17 protein-coding genes are annotated in these 18,132 nt (G+C 70.0%); 14 read left to right on the top strand and 3 right to left on the bottom strand.

Annotated features, from left to right (window positions below; all coding sequences use genetic code 11):
- Positions 1 to 66: 66 nt before the first annotated feature.
- The 3 genes from KIH07_RS13155 to aroE all read right to left on the bottom strand — a co-directional run bounded on the left by KIH07_RS13155 (position 67) and on the right by aroE (position 2,632).
- Positions 67 to 690 carry a DJ-1/PfpI family protein gene (locus tag KIH07_RS13155; protein WP_226492400.1) on the bottom strand — a complete coding sequence of 208 codons (624 nt, stop codon included), beginning with the start codon at positions 688 to 690 and terminating at the stop codon, positions 67 to 69.
- A 141-nt stretch (positions 691 to 831) separates the two neighbouring features.
- Positions 832 to 1,719, bottom strand: a complete 888-nt coding sequence (locus KIH07_RS13160) for an EamA family transporter (protein WP_226492401.1) — start codon at positions 1,717 to 1,719, stop codon at positions 832 to 834.
- A gap of 91 nt (positions 1,720 to 1,810) precedes the next feature.
- Entirely contained in the window at positions 1,811 to 2,632 is an 822-nt protein-coding gene (aroE, locus tag KIH07_RS13165) for a shikimate dehydrogenase (RefSeq protein WP_226492402.1), read from the bottom strand.
- 181 nt (positions 2,633 to 2,813) lie between these two features.
- Here aroE and KIH07_RS13170 point away from each other — a divergent pair, with 181 nt between their 5' ends.
- The 14 genes from KIH07_RS13170 to KIH07_RS13240 all read left to right on the top strand — a co-directional run bounded on the left by KIH07_RS13170 (position 2,814) and on the right by KIH07_RS13240 (position 18,130).
- Positions 2,814 to 3,473 carry a DsbA family oxidoreductase gene (locus KIH07_RS13170; protein WP_226492403.1) on the top strand — a complete coding sequence of 220 codons (660 nt, stop codon included), beginning with the start codon at positions 2,814 to 2,816 and terminating at the stop codon, positions 3,471 to 3,473.
- A 54-nt stretch (positions 3,474 to 3,527) separates the two neighbouring features.
- The gene (locus tag KIH07_RS13175; RefSeq protein ID WP_226492404.1) at positions 3,528 to 5,615 is read left to right on the top strand and encodes a sensor histidine kinase; all 2,088 of its coding nucleotides are present in this window, start codon (positions 3,528 to 3,530) and stop codon (positions 5,613 to 5,615) included.
- Between the two features lie 3 nt (positions 5,616 to 5,618).
- The gene (locus KIH07_RS13180; protein ID WP_226492405.1) at positions 5,619 to 6,326 is read left to right on the top strand and encodes a response regulator transcription factor; all 708 of its coding nucleotides are present in this window, start codon (positions 5,619 to 5,621) and stop codon (positions 6,324 to 6,326) included.
- A 224-nt stretch (positions 6,327 to 6,550) separates the two neighbouring features.
- Entirely contained in the window at positions 6,551 to 7,363 is an 813-nt protein-coding gene (locus tag KIH07_RS13185) for a type II secretion system protein (RefSeq protein ID WP_226492406.1), read from the top strand.
- A gap of 38 nt (positions 7,364 to 7,401) precedes the next feature.
- Positions 7,402 to 8,298: a type II secretion system protein gene (locus KIH07_RS13190; protein ID WP_226492407.1), complete on the top strand. Its 897-nt coding sequence runs from the start codon at positions 7,402 to 7,404 to the stop codon at positions 8,296 to 8,298.
- Positions 8,299 to 8,778, top strand: a complete 480-nt coding sequence (locus KIH07_RS13195; RefSeq protein ID WP_226492408.1) for a hypothetical protein — start codon at positions 8,299 to 8,301, stop codon at positions 8,776 to 8,778.
- Complete coding sequence (locus KIH07_RS13200; RefSeq protein WP_226492409.1) at positions 8,775 to 10,064, top strand: hypothetical protein; 1,290 nt, start codon at positions 8,775 to 8,777, stop codon at positions 10,062 to 10,064. The genes KIH07_RS13195 and KIH07_RS13200 overlap by 4 nt, the downstream gene beginning before the upstream one ends.
- A gap of 99 nt (positions 10,065 to 10,163) precedes the next feature.
- Complete coding sequence (locus KIH07_RS13205; RefSeq protein WP_226492410.1) at positions 10,164 to 10,763, top strand: hypothetical protein; 600 nt, start codon at positions 10,164 to 10,166, stop codon at positions 10,761 to 10,763.
- The gene (locus KIH07_RS13210; protein WP_226492411.1) at positions 10,763 to 11,434 is read left to right on the top strand and encodes a hypothetical protein; all 672 of its coding nucleotides are present in this window, start codon (positions 10,763 to 10,765) and stop codon (positions 11,432 to 11,434) included. Before KIH07_RS13205 ends, KIH07_RS13210 begins: the two co-directional genes overlap by 1 nt.
- Before the next feature lie 14 nt (positions 11,435 to 11,448).
- Positions 11,449 to 12,216, top strand: coding sequence for a type II secretion system protein (locus KIH07_RS13215; protein WP_226492412.1), 768 nt, complete (start codon positions 11,449 to 11,451; stop codon positions 12,214 to 12,216).
- 56 nt (positions 12,217 to 12,272) lie between these two features.
- Entirely contained in the window at positions 12,273 to 13,985 is a 1,713-nt protein-coding gene (mshL, locus tag KIH07_RS13220) for a pilus (MSHA type) biogenesis protein MshL (protein WP_226492413.1), read from the top strand.
- A complete protein-coding gene (locus KIH07_RS13225; RefSeq protein WP_226492414.1) occupies positions 13,982 to 14,941 on the top strand; it encodes a tetratricopeptide repeat protein in 960 nt (319 codons plus the stop codon). Before mshL ends, KIH07_RS13225 begins: the two co-directional genes overlap by 4 nt.
- The gene (locus tag KIH07_RS25360; protein ID WP_264181837.1) at positions 14,938 to 16,476 is read left to right on the top strand and encodes an ExeA family protein; all 1,539 of its coding nucleotides are present in this window, start codon (positions 14,938 to 14,940) and stop codon (positions 16,474 to 16,476) included. The genes KIH07_RS13225 and KIH07_RS25360 overlap by 4 nt, the downstream gene beginning before the upstream one ends.
- Positions 16,460 to 18,130 (top strand): GspE/PulE family protein, encoded by a 1,671-nt coding sequence (locus KIH07_RS13240; protein WP_226492415.1) that lies wholly within the window; start codon positions 16,460 to 16,462, stop codon positions 18,128 to 18,130. The genes KIH07_RS25360 and KIH07_RS13240 overlap by 17 nt, the downstream gene beginning before the upstream one ends.
- The last annotated feature ends 2 nt before the right edge of the window (positions 18,131 to 18,132 follow it).

Raw genomic sequence — 18,132 nt, forward strand, 5'->3', positions numbered from 1 at the left:
GACCTCCGCAGGCTGCCAGGCCGCGTGCTCAGCGCAGCAACGGCGTGGGGACCTTCGCCGCGCGCATCAGCGGCCGCTGTTCGGCTGTGGCGACGGCAGAAAAGGCATCACGTTGCGCATCGCGCGCTCCACGTAGTCGTCCTTTTCGCCCACGGGCGCCACGTAATGCATGGCGCTTTGGGCCGCCTCGACGCCCTCCAGGCGGGCGATCACCCAGGTGGCCAGGTACTGCGATGCGAGGCATCCACCCGCCGTGGCCACGTTGCCCCGGGCCACAAAGGGCTGGTTCAGCACGTCCACGCCAGCCTCCTGCACCCAGGGCTTGGTGGTCAGGTCGGTGCAGGCGGGCAGGCCGTCGAGCAGGCCCAGCTTGGCCAGCACCAGCGTGCCCGAACACTGCGCGCCCAGCAGTTGCCGGGCGGGGTCGAGCCGCAATTGCGCCATCAGGGCCGCGTCGGCCACCACCTCGCGGGTCTGCATGCCGCTGCCGACGATGACCGCATCGGCCGCACAGGCCTCGCCCAAGGTGGTCTGCGCCTCGATCACCACGCCGTTCATGGACTTCACCCGCGCGGCCGGGCAGGCGATGGACACCCGCCAGCCCGGCTTTTTGACGCGGTTGAGGATGCCCAGGGCAATGAGCGAGTCGAGTTCGTTGAAGCCGTTAAAGGTGAGGATGGCGATGTGCATGGGAATGGCGGCCGTGTGCGCGGTGTGGGGGATGGGGTGACGTTGGACTCTATCCGCGCGGCACGGCTTGGACCGGTCCATTGGCGGCCCTTTTTCGGCGCCATAAGAAGGGCCATTCCTGTGCCGTCAGAGCCCAAGGGTTCACATCACCAGTTCGTCGGCCGCGTGGCGAGCCGGCTCGGGCTTGGCGGTCGCCGCGCTGCCCGCCGCCGCGCCCATCACCAGCATGACCGCCAGCCATTGCACGCCGGTGAGCTGTTCGCCCAGCACCAGCAGGCCCAGCAGGGCGGCCACGGCGGGCTCCATGCTGGTCATCACGCCGAAGGCGGCGGGGGTCAGGCGCTTGAGCGCGACCATTTCCAGCGAGATCGGGATGGCGCTGGACACGGCCGCCACGCCCAGGCCGTAGAGCAGGATATGGGGTTGCAGCAGCGCGCTGCCCGCGTGCCAGATGCCGAAGGGCACGACGGTGATGGCGGCCATGGTCAGGCCCAGGGCGACCGAGTGGCCCGCGTGCAGGTGGCCGACTTTCTTGCCAAACAGGATGTAGGTCGCCCAGCAGACGGCGGCGCCCAGCGCAAAGCCCACACCCACCGGGTCCAGCGAGGTGACGTCGTGCCCCAGCGGCAGCAGCAGGCCCAGGCCGGCCGCGGCCAGCGCGATCCAGAGGGTGTCGATGCGCTGGCGCGAGGTGAAGAAGGCCACGGCCAGCGGGCCGCTGAACTCGATGGCCACGGCGACACCGAACGGAATGCTCTGCAGCGACTGGTAGAACATCAGGTTCATGCAGCCCAGCGCCACGCCGTAGCGCAGCAGGCTCTTGGCGTCGGCCTTCGACAGTGGCCAGCGCCAGGGCCGCCAGATCAGCAGCAGCAACAGCGCGGAAAAGCCCACGCGCAGGGCCGTGGTGCCCAGCGAGCCGACCTGCGGAAACAGCTGCTTGGCGAACGAGGTGCCGATGCCCAGCGCGACGACCGAGCCAAGCACGGCAAGCAGGGGCAGGGCTTGCGCCCAGCGGGGTGAGGTCAAAGCAGGCTCAGACGACTCGTCGCCGGGCCGCCCCAAGGCGGGGCAGCCCCCACGGGGGGCAGCGACCCGCGCAGCGGCGGAGCGTGGGGGCTCATACCAGCGGCACGGTGAGCTGGTCGATCACCGGCCGGGTGGCGGGGCGCACGCCGCGCCACCACTCGAAGGCTTCGGCCGCCTGCTCGACCAGCATGCCCACGCCGTCGGCGACGTGCGCAACGCCCGCGGCCTGGGCCTGGCGCAGGAAGGGCGTGAGGCCTTTGCCGTAGACCAGTTCGTAGGCCAGCGCGCCGGGCGCGAACACGCCCGCGGGCAGCGGCAGCTCGGCCTGTGACAGGCCGGTGGAGGTGGCGTTGAGCACCACGTCAAACGATTCGCCGGCCAGGTCTTCGTAGCCGCTGGTCTGCAGCGCGGCATGGGTGGCGAAGTCGGCCTTCAGACCGTGGGCCTTGTCGGCGCTGCGGTTGGCGATGGCGATGAGGGTGGGCTTCTGCGAGGCGATGGGCAGGATGGCGCCGCGCGTGGCGCCGCCCGCGCCGCAGATCAGCACGCGTTTGCCCGCGAGCGACACGCCCAGGTTGCGCTGGATGTCGTTCACCAGGCCCAGGCCGTCGAAGTTCTGCGCAAAAATGCGCTCGCCTTCGAACTTCAGCGCGTTGACCGCGCCGGCCAGGCGGGCCGACTCCATCGGGTCGGTGGTGATCTCGAAGGCCTGCAGCTTGAAGGGCAGGGTCACGTTCAGGCCGCGCCCGCCGCTGGCGCGAAAGGCCTCCACCGTGGCCCGGAAGCCGTCGAGCGGGGCTTCGATGGCGGTGTATTCGATGTCCTGGCCGGTCGCCCGGGCGAACAGGCCGTGGATCAGCGGCGACTTGCTGTGCGAAATGGGGTGGCCGATGACGGCGTAACGGTCGGTCATGGTGCTCGGGGGCGCGGTGGGTGGGAGGCGAGATTGTCGCGCAAGCCCATGTGTGGCGCCGGGGCGGGTCGGGCCGGGGACTGCGGGCACGGGCGGCTGTCGCTACCATCGCCGCATGAACGCAGCGCCGGGCCGTTCCCCAGCAAGCCCGCACCGCAGCCCGCAGGGCGAAAGCAAACCCATGACCACGAACCTCAAGATCGACTTTGTGTCCGACGTCTCCTGCCCCTGGTGCGCCATTGGCCTGTCCGCGCTGGAGCAGGCCCTGGCCGCCGTGCAGGGCGACATCACCGCCGAGATGCACTTCCAGCCCTTCGAGCTCAACCCGCAGATGGGCCCCGAAGGCCAGGACGTCACCGAACACCTGACCCAGAAATACGGCAGCACGGCCGAGCAGCAGGCGCAGATCCGCGCCACCATCCGCCAGCGCGGGGCCGAGGCCGGCTTCGCCTTCAAGCCCGAAGGCCGGGGCCGCATCTGGAACACCTTTGACGCGCACCGCCTGCTCGCCTGGGCCGACAAGGAAGGCACGCCCGGCCAGCAGCACGCGCTGAAGAAAGCGCTGCTGACCGCTTACCACGGCCGCGCCGAGAGCCCGGCCGATCACGCCGTGCTGCTGGCCGCGGTGGTCGAAGTGGATCTGGACGAAGCCCGCGCCCGCGAGGTGCTGGCCAGCGACGCTTTTGCGCAGGACGTGCGCGAGCGCGAACGGTTCTACAGCAGCCAGGGCATCCACTCGGTGCCCGCGGTCATCGTCAACGACCGGCACCTGATCTCGGGTGGCCAGCCGGCGGCGGTGTTCGAGCAGGCGCTGCGTCAGATCGCCGCGGGCGTGGCCTGACATGGGCCGCACCGGGGTTGCCGTGAAGCCTGGCTCGGCCGCCGTGTTCCGCGGATGCTGAACGCCGACGCCACGCCCAAGCCCAGCGGCGGGTGGTGGCGCCAGGCCTGGGCGTCGCTGCTGGAGCGGGTGTCCTTCTCCGGTGCCCATGGCCATCTGGTGAGTGTGCTGGTGGCCTTGTGCACGGTGTGGGCCTACATCGGGCTGACCAGCCTGATCGAGGGCGACCCGGGCTCGGCGGTGGTGGCGCTGGCCACCGACCCGCAGGGGCTGATGGACATCGAGGCGGTCTCGGCGCTGCCGCCCACCGCGTTCGAACCGGTGCCCCCGGTGGTGGCGCTCGGTTACTCCGGCGCGGCGCGCTGGTTTCAGGTGCAGGCCTCGGCGGCGACGCCGGGGAACGCCGCCGTGGTGGTGGTGCAGCCCAGCTACCTGGACGACGTGCGCATCTACGTCCCGGACCCTGGCGCGGCGTCGGGCTGGCAGGTCCACCAGCAGGGCGATCGGGTCGCCTTTGACCAGCGCGTGCGCAAAGACCTGGCGTTCACCGCCGAGATGCGGCTGGACCAGGGGCCGCGGGCGTTCGTGCGGGTGGCCACCCGCAACGCGCACAACATCCGCGTGCGCCTGCTCAGCCCGCAGGCGGCGGACCGGGAGAACGCCTTCACGCTCGCGGGCGTGGGCCTGTACTGCGGCACGGTGCTGATCCTGGCCCTGGCCTCGGCGCTGTCTTCGGTGCTGTACCGCGACCGCTTCTGGGCCGCCAATGCCCTGTTTCAGCTGGCCACGCTGGCCACCCTGTTTTTCTACTTCGGGCTGGGCAACCAGTTCCTGTTTTCTGACCACCCCCAGGTCGCCGACCAGGCGTCGGTGCTCAGTGGTTTCCTGCATTTTTTCTGCGGCGCGCTGCTGTACCGGCTGCTGTACCGGCAGTACGGGGCGCCCGACTGGCTGGTGCGCCTGTGGTCGCCCATGCTGCTGGTGTTTCCGGTGCAACTGGTGCTGATCGTGCTGGGTCGGGTCGATCTGGCCCTGCAGCTGAGCAATGTCATCCTGCCGGTGGCCATCGTGCTGGGCGTGAGCATGGTACTGGCGCTGAGGTACCACGACGTGTTCCTGCTCAACCTCCTGCGGGTCAACATGGTGATCACCCTGGTGTTTCTGGGGCTGCTGTACGCCACCCACCTGGGCTGGCTGAGCTCCGGGTTCATGCAGCTCTACCCGGGCGTCTTCATCAACCTGCTGAGCGCCGTGATCCTCCATCTGGTGCTGCTGCGCCGCAACTTCCTGCTGAGCCGCCAGCAGCAGCTGGACCAGCGCGAGTTCGCGCTGATGCAGCAGCAGATGCACATCGAGCGCCGGCAGCGCGAGGAAGACGGGCGCTTTCTGAGCATGCTGCTGCACGAGATCCGCTCTCCCTTGTCCGTGGTGGCGCTGGCCCGCGCGGCGCTGGAGCGCAAACTGCCCCAGATCGGCCACGCCACGCGCGGCTCGGCGGCGCGCGATCTGCAGCGCATCGAGGCGTCGGTGCAGCAGATGCGCGAGGTGTTGCAGCAGGTGCAGGCCACGAGCGAGCTGGAGCACCGCATGAACGCCGACGAGGGGCTCTCGGCCAAGGCGGCGCTGGGGACCTGCGGGATGGCCGCGCTGCTCCACCGCCTGTTGGCCGAGCACGTGCGGCATGCGTCCGTCGATACCCTGCAACTGGCGTCCTTCGAGCAGGGCGAGCGCTGGGTGGTGGCCGGGGGGCTGGAGCGGGTGCTGATGATGATCCGCAACCTGGTGGACAACGCGATCAAGTACTCCGTGCCCGGTTCGATGGTGGTGCTGGACCTGGCGGTGCGTCCCATGAGCGGGGACTGGAACTCGCAGTGCGCCCTGGCGGTGCGCAACCAGGTGGGCGCGGTGGGCATGCCCGACCCGCAGCGGCTGTTCGAGAAGTACTACCGGGGTCCCAATGCCCACCAGTACTCCGGCTCGGGGTTGGGGCTGTACTGGGTCCGGGGCCTGGCGCAGATGCTGGGGGGCGACGTGAGCTGCCATGTGCAGGGCAGCGAGGTGACGTTCACGCTGGTGCTGCCCATCCTGGCGGTCGGCGACCGGGGTTCGAATTTTCCGCCACCCGGCGGGGACAAGGTGTGACGGATGTGGGATGTGCTGGTTTGCGAAGACTTCACCAATTTGCGCGAGGCCCTGGTGGACTACCTCATCGACAGCGGCGTCTGGCGGGTGCGCGCCGTGAGCGATGGCCAGGGTGTGCGCCAGGCGCTGGCCGAGCGCGTGCCCGACGTGCTGCTGCTCGACGTGGGGTTGCCCCAAGAAAGCGGTATCGAGGTGGCGCGCTGGGTCAAGGCGGCGCACCCGGGGCTGGGCATCGCCATGTTGTCCGGGCGCACTTCGCCGGCCGATCGCCTGGCCGGCTGGCGCTGCGGGGCCGACGTGTACCTGCTCAAGCCCGCTGAAATGGAAGAGGTGGAGCTGGCGCTCACCGCCCTGGTGAAACGCGGCCAGCCCGCCGCCGTGGGGCCCGAGACCACCGAGTCCGTGCCGGTGCTGCAGGTCGCCAAGGCCCAACTGGTGTGCCCCAGTGGCGAAGCCTGCCAGCTCACCGCCCGCGAAGGCATGCTGCTGCACGCGCTGGCGCTGTCGCACGGCAGCGTGGTGGAGAGCGAAACCCTGAGGCGTCTGCTGTGGTCCGGGCAGGAAGAGGGTGAGGTCGACTTCAACAACGCCCTGTTCTCCCTGGTCCGTCGCTTGCGCCGAAAGCTCGATGGCATGGGCTTTCCCGCGGACGCGCTCAACGTCGTGCGGGGCCGGGGCTACCGGCTGGGCTGCCCGCTGCGGATCGAATAAGCGCGGTCCCGCCACCGCTGGCGCCGGACCGCCGGACGGGTCGCCCGAACGGCACGCCCAGCGCTGCCGTGATGCGTGCAATAAATCACGCCTAGAACAGCTTTGACCGTGGCGCAAGGCCTTTTATCAAGGTTTCTGTCGACTTGTGACAGGTTGTGACAGATTCGGAAAAAATGCAGTCCATAGACTCACCGTGGTTACAAAAATATCACTGGAGAGTCTTAATGAAGCGTGAATTTGAGCGATTTGGTGGTGTTGCTAGAAAGCAACGTCAAGGCGGTTTCACCTTGGTGGAGCTGTCGGTGGTGCTGGCCGTCATCGGCCTGATCATCGGCGCCATGGCCATTGGCAAGGACGTCCAGCGCAATGCGGAGTTCACCAAGGTCAAGAACAAGTTCATCGACCAGTGGGAGCAGTCCTACAACCAGTATTACCAGCGCACCGGCGTGGTCGTGGGCGACAACCAGGTGGCACCGCGCCTGATGGTCAACGGCGCGGCCTACGACGCAGCGGATGGTAGCCCGATCTCGGGAGGCAACATGACCACGGTGACGCCACCGGGGCGCGTGTGCGACAAGGCCGAGAACGCGGCCATGGCCGCGCGCGCCGCCGCGGCCACCACCCTGCGCACACAGATGACGCAGGCCGGCATCCGCATGCCGCCCGGCCGGGCCGAGGGTTTTGAAGACCGCTACGTCTACCTCGACAGCAACGGCAACCCGCAGGAGGTGCAGGTCTGTTTCCAGTGGAACAACCCCAGCGCCCCCGAGGGCGCGGGCAACGTGATGATCGTCTCGGGCCTCACGCCCGAGCTGGCGCGCATGCTGGACCAGATGGTCGACGGCAAGCCCGATGCCCAGGAAGGCCGTTTCCGCCTGCAGGCGGTGGCCAACGGCACACCCAACGCGCCCGGCGTGCAGTGGAACCGCACCAACGACGACACGGTGGCCAGCGGCGCCGGTGCCGCGGGCGACAACCTCCAGCGCGACGAGAGCCAGGTGGTGACCGTGGTCGCTGTCTACAAGATGAACCAGTGACCCCCAGCCCTCACTCCTCACTCTTCGGGAACCACGCCATGACCCCTTCTTCCAAAGCCCGCCGTGGCGCCCAGTCGGGCTTCACGCTGATCGAGTTGACCCTTGTGCTGGCGGTGATCGGTCTGATCATCGGCGCCATCGCCATCGGCAAGGACGTGCAGCGCAACGCCGAATACACCAAGGTCTCCAACAAATTCCTGGAGCAGTGGAAGATGGCGTACGACCAGTACTACCAGCGCACCGGGACCGTGGTCGGTGACTGCCAGCAGGCACCCACCTACATGATCAACGGTTCGGAGACCACCATCGGTGGCACGGGCGCCTGCCAGCGCACCGGCGGCCAGGCCGTGGCCGGCATTCCCGAGAACTTCGGCGGCACCGGCGCCAAGGTCTGCGAGGGCCAGGGCTACGCCAACAACCAGGCCGGTGCGGGCGATACCGCGCTGGCGGTGCAGACGCTGCGAACGCTCATGACCCGCCACGGTGTGCGTCTGCCGCCGGGCCGCGGTGAAGGGCACGAAGACCGCTACGTCTACCAGGACACCAATGGCAACTCCGCCGAGGTGCAGGTGTGCTTCCAGTGGAACCCGGCGGGCACCGCCAGCGGTGCCGGCAACGTCATGGTGGTGCGCGGGCTCACGCCCGACCTGGCCCGCTACATGGACCAGCTGGTCGACGGCAAACCCGACTCGCGCGAAGGCCGCTTCCGCATCCAGGACCGTGCGGCCCACACCCAGACCACCGACGCCAATGCCCCGGGCACGTCCTGGGAAGCCAACAACACCATCGCCAGCGGCATCGGCGGCAACAACCAGACCGGCAACGACCCCGTCGCGGTGGGGCCGGACAACCCGGGCGCCGCGACCGCCACCGGCCGGCAGTACGACGAAGACCGTGTCACGCTGCTGACCGCCCACTGGATGATGGATCAGTAAATGGCCATGTCCCGCCATGGACGTCTGGTCGTCCTTGCTGCCGTGACCGTCGCCCTGGCGGTGGCGGCCTGGCTGGCCATGAGCCAGGTCTCGCAGCTGAACCAGGCCCGCGTGCAGGTGGCCGCCACCCGCGCCGAGCTGGCCCAACTGCGTGGCCTGATGCCCGTGGTGGAGCAGCGCGAGCGCTACGCGCGCCAGGACGCCGAGATCCGCGCGCTGGCCGAGCGTGATGGCATCGATCCGGCCCGCTGGAGCAGCCGCCGTGTCCAGCGTGCGCCTTCGGCGGTGTCGCGCCTGGAGGCCGAGCGCCTGCTGAGCCAGCAGCTCGGTGGCGGCGCCCTCCAGTGGTTCGCCGCCGACCGTTTCGACGTGGCGGTGGTCAGCCCCACGGCGGGCCTGTTCACGCCGGCGCAGCCCGATGACCGGGGCTTCAGCCTGGAGCTCTCCGGGGTGGTCTACTTTCCCTTGGGTGCCCCATGAAACCTGACCAGATCATTCTTGTCTGCGCGCAGGGCTGGTTCCAGCTCGCCGAGGGGCGCTGCCGGGAACTGCAGCCCTGGGCCGACGTCAAGGGCTCCGCGCTCGTGGTGGTGGAGTTCGCCCAGTCGCAGGTCGGCGTGCAGTCCTGCAAGGGCAAGGCCGAGTACGCCGCGGCCATCATCGAAAAAGCGGTGCGCGCCGAGGGCGCGGTGGACGGCCCGCTGCAGGTGTTCGTGCACCGGCAGATCCGCCACAACGACAGCAGCACAGTGCTCTACACCGCCATTCCGCTGGACGTGTGGCAGCAGTTCCAGACCTGGTCGCGGCGCCAGCCCGACCATTGCCTGATCGTGCCGCTGGCGGGCCTGTTCCTGGGCAAGGCCGCGGACGACCAGTTGCAGGTGCTGCGCATCGGCTCGCAGCTGCATGCCTTCAGCGCGGCGGGCGGCAAGATGCACTACGCCGGCGCGACCGCCATCGGCAGCGACCCCGCCGACCTGCACGCTCCCTTGCGCACCGTGGTGATGCAGCTCAAGGCCGGCGGCTGGACCGGCGCGCCCAAGGGCGTGCGCTGGGGCGGCGTGCTGGCCGACGATCTGGACGTGGAGCGCGGCCTGCTCGGCAAGCTGGCCGAAGCCGGCCTGAACGACGTGCGCCTGATGCCGCATGAGTCCTTTCGCATCGGCGACGCCGCCAGCGCCAGCGCGCTGCCGCAGCTGCTCGACGCCATGGATACCCAGGCGATCCAGGCGCCCTGGCTGGGCCGCATGGCCTGGCTCAGCGAAAGCTATGTGGTGCCGCTGGCCGCGTTGATCGCGGTGATGACGGTGGGGCTGGGCGCTTTCGCCTTCTTCTCCAACCACCTGATCGCGCAGGAGCGGACCGCCCTGCAGGCGCTGCAGAGCGAAACCGAACAGTTGCGCCAGCGCGTGAGCCAGGTCGGCCAGGCCAACGCCGCGGCCCTCGATCCCGAGGCGGCCACCTTCGTGCGCCAGCTCGGCTTCGCCGCGGTCCACGACCCCATCCGGATGCTGGCCACGGTGCGCCAGGCGGCGCGCCCCGGCGTGCGGGTGCAGCGTGTGCAGCTGGTCAAGACCGACAGCCAGGCCAAGCCCCGCTTCCGTGTGGACGGCGTGGTGGACGGCCAGGCCAACCAGGAGTTGCGCCGCTTTCTGGCCGAGCTGCTGGCCCAGGGCTGGCAGGTCGAGTCGGTGTCTCCCAACGACGGTTCGCCCGGGGCGTTCGCCTACCTGTTGAAACCGGCCGCGCCGGGCAAGAGCGTCTGAGCGCCCAAGGCGCCCCCGGCCCGTGAGCGGGTGGCCCGTCGCTTGGCGGGTCCCCGGTCCGGTGGCTTTTTCCGAGAACAGCATCCAGCGACACAGCCCATGAAATACGTAGCCCTGACTCTCACCACCGCCGCCACGGCGCTGCTGGTACTGGCGATGGCGGGCATTGCCCAGCAGATCGGCGTCAATGCCCGGCCGATGCCGCCGCTGCAGGTCACGCTCAGCCCCTTGAGCGCGCAGCAGATGCGCGAGCAGGACGAGGTGAAGGACGCCCTGGTGGTGCTGCGCGGCGCGGCCGTGGGCCGTCCGCACGGGCTGGCCCAGGTTGGCCGGCTCCCGGCCGCGCCGGTGGACCAGGGCGTGCAGGCCCAGGCCGATTACGGCAGCATCTTCGCCCTGCCGCCGGAGGTGGTGGCCACGAAGGCGGTGAAGAGCGGCCCACGGCCCGAGCGGGTCGCGCTCTCGGCCGTGGCCCTGCCGCGGGTCAGCGTGGTGCTGCGCGCCGGCAGCGAAGGCAAGGCCGTGGTCGACGGCTATCTGGTGGGCGTGGGCGACCAGGTGGCGGGAGGCCTCGTGGTCAAGTCCATCCGCATGGAGACGGTCACGTTCTCCGCCGGGGGCGAAGACATGGAGGTTGCCGTCCCGCTGGAGCGCCTGCGCGTGCTGGGCGCCTTTCCTTCGCGGGTCAAAGGCAACTGATGAACAAGGGTGTGCTCGTCGGGGGTGGGCTGGGTCTGCTGCTGCTGGCGTTTCTGGCCGGTGTCTGGCTGTCCAGGCCGGCGCCCGAGCCGGGCCCGGTCGCCGCGCTGCCCGCCGCGCCTCAAGCGCGCCCGCCGGCCGGCGGTGCGGCGGACGCGCCCGCGGGCCTGCCGGCCTCGCCCGCCGATGCGCCGGCAGCACCCACCGGCCCCACGCCGGGTGGGCCAGGGCCGGGCGCTGAGGGCGGTGCGCCGCCCTGGGCGCTGAGCCCGAGCCCGGCCAGCGGCCCGGGCGCGCCCGCCCTGACGCGCGAGCAGCGCCGCCAGGCCCGGGCCCAGATCCGCGTGAAGGTCAACGAGCTGCTGAGCAAAGGGCCGCAGCTGTCGCTGGCCGAAACCCAGGGGCTGCTCGACGAGATCGAGCGGCTGGGGCAGGGCCAGTTCGACCCGCGGTACTTCCAGATCATGCGGCAGATGCTCCAGCACAGCGCGCAGGCCCAGCGCCTGAGCGCGGAACTGAACCGCATCGCCAACAGCACCGCGCCCAAGGACGTGGCGCGCCGCCAGGCCATCCTGGGCGAGCTGCGCGAGATCGGCGACCGCGTGGCCAACGGCTCGAAAACCATGCAGTCGTACTCGCGCGATCTGCTGGCCGGCCAGCAGAAACCCTGAGCGAGCACCCGACCATGCACGCCACCCGCTCCCACCGACCCGCGCAGACCGGCTTCACCTTCGTGGAGATGGCCGTGGTGCTGGTCGTGGCCGGTTTGCTGAGCTGGGCCGCTTTTTCCGCCTACGACACGGTGCTGGACGCCAAAGACCGACGCCAGGCCCAGGACATGGCTCGCCAGGTGCAGTCCCAACTGCGCGCCTTTGCCGTGCGGCATGGGCGCCTGCCATGCCCCGACGCCAGCGCCGCCGGCACGGGCCTCGAGAGCCTGGTGGGCGGTGTCTGCGGCAGCGGCAATCTGATCGGCTGGTTTCCCTACGTCAGCGTGGGCGCTGGCCTGCCCGTGGCCGAGCACCGCGCCCGTTACGCCGTGTACCGCGCGCCCAACGCCAGCGCGGCCGCCGACGCGGACCTGGCGCTCGCCCTGGAGCGCAGCGGCGACGCGATCGGCCACGTGAACCACGGCGACGTGGGCGATTTGATCGTGGCGCTGAACAACGTGGCCGGCCTGGCGCTGGCGAGCGACCAGCCCCACCTGAGCGGCGACGGGGGCGTGGCCGGCGCGGTGGACTGCGCCGCCAACCGGCTGATGTCGGTCGCCTACTGGATCGTGGTGCCGCTCAAGGATCGCAGCGGCGACGGTGAGCGGCTGGACCCGCCGCATGCCAGCACCGGCCTGTGTGTGTTCAGCCCGGGCACCCCCGTGAGCGCCACCAACGACGACGTCGTCCTTTCCGAATCGCCAGCGCAGCTGGCCGGCTGGCTGCGCCAGAGCCTGCCCTGAACCTGCCCCGAGCCGCCGCCTTTTCCTTCACCGTTTTCTCCGCTTCAAAGACCGCCATGCACCACTTCAAGATCTCCATGTTCAAGCCCGGAATGGCCACCACCACCGCGATTGTTTCGGCAGCCTTGCTGGGCGCCTGCGTGGCACCGCCGCCCCAGAGCGCCAAAAACCTGGGCGACCCCGACGTCGATTCCTTGAAGCGCATGCAGGAGGTGACGCGGGCCGAGTCCGCGAAGCTGCTGGCCCAGCAGGAGCAGATCCTGCGGGAAATGCGGCGCACCGCGGCGGCCAAGCCGCTGGAGCCCGCCGCCCCCACCTACGACCCGCTGGAGGGCAAGACCATCAGCGTGGCGGTGTCCAACGGCAACATCAGCCAGATCCTCACGGCGTTCGCCGACGCGGCCAAGGTCAACCTCATCGTCGAGCCGGCGGTGGTGCAGCAGGGCGCGCTGACCGACATGTTCCTCAAGGACGTGTCGCTGCGCGAGGCCTTCAACGAGCTGCTGCGCAGCTACGACGTGGCCGGCGAAATCCGCAACCAGACCCTGCGCGTGAAGCTGCACGAAGAGAAGTTCTTCGCGATGGACTTCCTCAACATCAACACCCAGATGTCGCTGAACTCGGGCGGCAACGTGTTCGGCTCCAACTCCACCGGCGCCAACTCCGCGATCTCGGGCAGCCTGTCCATGAGCGCCGCGGCCGGCAGCCGCGCCGACCCCTACACCGAGATCGAGAACAACCTCAAGACCATCCTGGGCGAGGCCCGCCCGCCCGCGGTGGACCCGGCCGCCGCGGCCCGGGGCAACCAGGACCCGACCCAGGTGGTGCAGCCCAACCAGCAACACGGCTTCACGCTGAACCGCACCTCCGGCACCCTGTTCGTCAAGGCCCGCCCGTCCCAGATGCGCTCGGTGGAAAAGCTCATCAAGAACACCCAGGACATGCTGACCAAGCAGGTCTACATCGAGGCCCAGTTGATCGACGTGACGCTCAACGACGGCTACGAGTTCGGCATCGACTGGACCCAGCTGCGCAGCCGCCTGGCGCTGAACTTCGGCTCCAGCGCGCTGGAACTGGCCGGCGGCGTGGCCAGCCTGCCGAACTCCTCGCGCACGCGCAACTACCCCGCGAGCAGCCTGACCATTCCCTCCCGGCTGGTCGGGCCGGGCACGGGCCAGACCGGTGGCGGCGTGGCCTACCAGGACAGCAGCGGTTCGACCGTGATCAACGCCCTGCGCTCGTTCGGCAACCTGCGCATCCTCTCCAACCCGAACATCCAGGTGCGCAACGGAACCCCCGCGATGCTCTCGGTGGGCACCAGCCAGCGCTACGTGTCCAAGTCGAGCTCGGCCGAGAACAACATCGGCGGGGGCGCGACCACCACCTCGTCCGAGGTGCAGACCGACGCCGTGTTCTCCGGCGTGATGGTCGGCGTGCTGCCCATGATCCGCGAGGACGGGCGCATCGAACTGCTGATCAACCCGGTGCAGAGCGACGTGGACCCCTCCAGCCTGGCCCTGGTCGAGGTGAACGACTCCAACCGCGTGAGCCTGCCCCAGGTGGCCTACAAGGGCCTCACCACCACCCTGAACGTGAACGATGGCGACGTGGTCGTGGTCGGCGGTCTGATCGACCAGAAGAGCGGCAACAACAACGGCGGCCTGCCCTTCCTGTCGGACGTGCCTTTCTTCGGCAAGCTCGTCACCAAGGAAAACACCAGCCAGTCCGCCCGCGAACTCATCGTCGTGCTGCGTGTTCGCCTCCTATGAGCCTCATCTACCAGGCGCTCAAACAAACCGAACAGCAGGCGGCGCCGGCCCAGCGGTCTGGCCGTCGGTGGACCGGCGTGGCCGCGCCCGCGCCGGCCAGGCGCGGCTGGAACCCGATACCGGCCTTGTGGGGCGTGGGGATCGCGGCCGTGGCGGTGCTGGCCGGTTGGGTGGTGAGCCTGGCCCTGGCGGCCCCGCATGGGCCGTCCGCGGTGCCAGTGCCTGCGCCCGTGGTGCCGACGGCGCGGGGCGGCGCCGGCGCGCTGCCGCTCGCACCCCTTGCCCCGCCCGCGGCGGGCACGGCCCGGGTGGTCTGGCCCGACGCGGCGCTGCCTGAAGCGGCCCTGCCCAAGGCGGACCTGCCGCTGCCCACCGCCTCGCCACGGCTGGCGCTCTCGCGTGCCTTGTCGGTACCGGCCGGCACGGGCGCGGCTTCGGCCCCGCCCGTGGCGGCGCCGGCCGCACCGCCGCAGAACACGCAGAACGTTCAGGACACGCGCCCTCCCGCCGAGCCCGCGACCGGGAAGAAGGGGGCCGCCGACAGTCCGCGTGCGCCAGCGAGCGCGCCGGTGTCCCAGCCCACGCCCGACGAGCTGCCGGCCCTGTTCGATGCGCTGAACCAGGCGCTGGCCGGCCACGAGGTGGACACGGCCCGCCAGCAGCTTCAGGCGATCCAGGCCAGGCTGCCGGCGTCTTCGGTGGCCCGCCTGCGCGCCGAGGCCTGGTTTGCCCACCAGAGCGACGATCTGGACGGGGCGCAGCGCCTGTACCGGCGCCTGCTGGACAAGCTCTCGGGCGACGAACACGCCAGCCTCAATCTGGCGGCCATCGAGCGCCAGCGCCAGCGCTTTGACCAGGCCAGGGACCTGCTGACCAAGTCCCTGCGCCAGAACCCGAATTCGGCCGCGCTGCGCACGGCGGTGGATCAGTTGGCCCGCAGCGAGACCAGCCCATGAACGCCCGCAACAGCCACCTGGCCGCCCTGGGCCTGGTGCGCAACCCCTTTCCCTACACGCCCGATGCGGGCTGCTATTTCACGACCCCGCATCTGGACGAGCAACTGGTCGAGCTGGAGCACTGCGTGGTGTCGCGCAAGGGCTTCTCGCTGCTCACGGCCGAGGTCGGCATGGGCAAGAGCACGCTGGTGCGGCGGCTGATGACGGACCTGGCGGCCAAGAACGTGGTCTCCGCGCTGGTGTTCAACACCTTCCTGCAGGGCCCGGAGCTGCTGGCCGCCGTGCTGCAGGACTTCGGCCTGGAAGGCACCGGCACGCTGTCGTCCGACATCTCCGCCCTCAACACCTTCCTGCTCGCCAACCACCGCGAGGGCAAGACCTGCCTGCTGATCATCGACGACGCGCAGAACCTCTCGGCCAACTCGCTGGAGCTGATCCGGCTGCTGTGCAACCTGGAGACCGACCAGGAAAAGCTGCTGCAGATCCTGCTGGCCGGCCAGCCCGAGCTGGAAGAGATGCTGTCGCAGCACAGCCTGCGCCAGTTGCGCAGCCGGCTGGTGAAACATTCGCGGTTGTACGGCCTGACCAGCACCGAGATCGCCGACTACGTGCGCTTCCGCTTCGAGTCGTCGGGCAGCGACGGCGCCCTGGTGTTGCAGACCGATGCCTGCCAGCTGCTCTGGCGCGAAACGCAGGGCGTGCCCCGGCAGATCCACCTGATCATGGACCGCTGCCTGTACGGGCTGGCGGCGCGCAACGGCAACGTGATCGACTCGAACCTGATGAAAGAGGCCGTCAACGACAGCCGGGTCGATCTGGTGGGCGCCCCCACGGCGGACGCCGTGGGCGTGGTGCCACCGTCGCGCGCCCGCCGGCCGTGGCTGGTCGCCGCCGCCTTCGCCGGCCTGGTCGCCACCGGGGCGGCGCTGGGCTCGCGTTTTGGCGGGGTGGACGGCGGCCCCGGGCAGCCGCGGGCCGATGGCGCGGCGGCCCAGGTGGTCGCGCTGGCCCCAGCGTCGCCCGACCCTGCACCGGCCCCCGCGCCGCAGGCCGCAACGCCAGCGGCACCGGCCGTGGCGGCGCTGTCCGTTGCGCCCGATGCCTCCGCCGCCCAGGGCGTGCCCGCCGTGGCACCCGGCGGCCTCTTCGGCGCTGGCTGTGAGCCCGCCACCGAGCAGCCCGCCGGGCGCATGGTGGTGAGCCAGCCCCTGGCGGAACTGACCCACCAGCTGCTGGGCGCGCGCCTGGCCCGCCTGGCCGACGTCTGCCTGGACAACCGCCAGGGCCAGGTGTGGCTGACCTGGAGCACGCCCCAGGCCGGCCACGCCGTGAACCAGCGGCTGACCGCGGCCCGCTTCCAGATCGCGCTGACCGAATACGGCAGCCTGCTGCCCCGGGAGGTGGACGGCATCTGGGGCGAGCGCAGCCGCGGCGCCCTGCGGCAATTCCAGAACGAACTGGGCCTGAGTCCCTCGGGCGAGGTGGACCCCCTGAGTGGCCTGCTATTGGAGAAGTTCTATGTACAAGAACAGTGAGACCGGGATGGAACCCATGATCGAAATCCGCCAGAGCTTCAGCCAGATGCTGGTGGCCAACGGGCTGGTCAGCCAGATCGTGATCGACTACGTGCGCCAGAAGCAGGCGGTCGAAGGGCAGAAGCTTGGGCGCATGTTGGTGGAGCTGGGCTTCATCAGCGCCAAGGACCTGGCGCGCCAGCTCGCGATCCAGCGCGGCATCGCGTTCAAGGAGGTGCCCGCGGTCGACCCGGAAGTGGCCGCGGCCTTCAACCGCAGCCTGTGCCTGACGCACAACTTCCTGCCGGTGGGCCGCGAGGGCGACAAGCTGCGGGTGCTGCTGGGCGACGCCGAGCCCGAGGCCGTGGCGACGCTGATCCAGCGCCGCGTCGGGCAGGAGGTGGTGTTCTGGCAGGGCGAGTTCTTCGCCGTTGTCGACGCCATCCACCAGCACTACTACTTCCAGGAAAACCCGGTCGAGCGGCTGATCGAGGCCGAGATCCGCAAGCTCGGCGACGACCGCGACCACGCCTACAGCCCCGACCGGCTGATGGAGCTGATCCTGCACACCGCCGTGCGCGAGCGCGCCACGGACGTGCACCTCGCCCCCACCGCCCGCAGCCGCGGGGTGCTGATGCGCATCGACGGCGTGTTGCGCCCGATGTTCGCGATGCCGCCCTCGCTGGACCGCCTGGTGTCGTTCATCAAGCTCAAGGCCGACATGGACGCCAGCGAGCAGCGCCTGCCGCAGGATGGCAGTTTCACCATCAACCTGATGGACGCGACCTACACGATCCGGGTCTCGACCATGATCTCGGAGTTCGGTGAGCGCGTGGCCATGCGCCTGCTGGCCGAGCGCAGCGACCTCGACCGCCTGCAGGACCTGGGCTTTCTGGAAGAAGACGTGGCCGAGATGGAAAAGGCCTTCGCGCGCCCGCACGGCCTGATCCTGATCACCGGCCCCACCGGCTCGGGCAAGAGCACCACGCTGCACGCCGCGCTGCGGGTGCAACCGCTGGTGGAGCGCAACGTGTTGACGGTGGAGGACCCGGTGGAGTACCGGGTGCCGGTGGCCTGCCAGACCGAGGTGAACCGGCGCGCGGGCTACGACTTCGCCAGCGCCATGCGGCACTTCCTGCGCCACGACCCGGACATCATTTTGGTCGGCGAGGTGCGCGACGCCGAAACGGCGCGGGCCGCGCTCGACGCCTCGTCCACCGGCCACCTGGTGCTCTCCACCCTGCACGTGGGCGGCATCTTCGGTGTGGTGCCCCGCCTGCGGCTGCTCGGCGTGGACGCCGAGACCGTGGCCGAGAACCTGGTGGCGGTCATCAACCAGCGCCTGGTGCGCTGCATCTGCCCCCACTGCAAGACCCAGCGCGCTGCGACCGACGACGAAAAAGCCTGGCTCGGCCCCGAGGTGTCCATGGTGCACCACGGCGCCGGCTGCACCCACTGCCGTGGCACTGGCTACCGCGGCCGGTTGCCGGTCTATGAAATCCTGACCGTCAAACGCGAGCTGGCCGACGCCATCGTGGGCGAGGCACCGCGGGCACGCATCCGCGAGCTGGCCGAGGCCAGTGGGCTCAAGCCCATGGTGCGCCTGGCGCGCTACCGGGTCCTGCAGGGCGAGACCACGGTGGACGAGGTGCGCCGCGCCATCGGACTGGAGTAAGC

The sequence above is a fragment of the Hydrogenophaga taeniospiralis genome (assembly GCF_020510445.1).
Taxonomy (GTDB): Bacteria; Pseudomonadota; Gammaproteobacteria; order Burkholderiales; family Burkholderiaceae_C; genus Hydrogenophaga.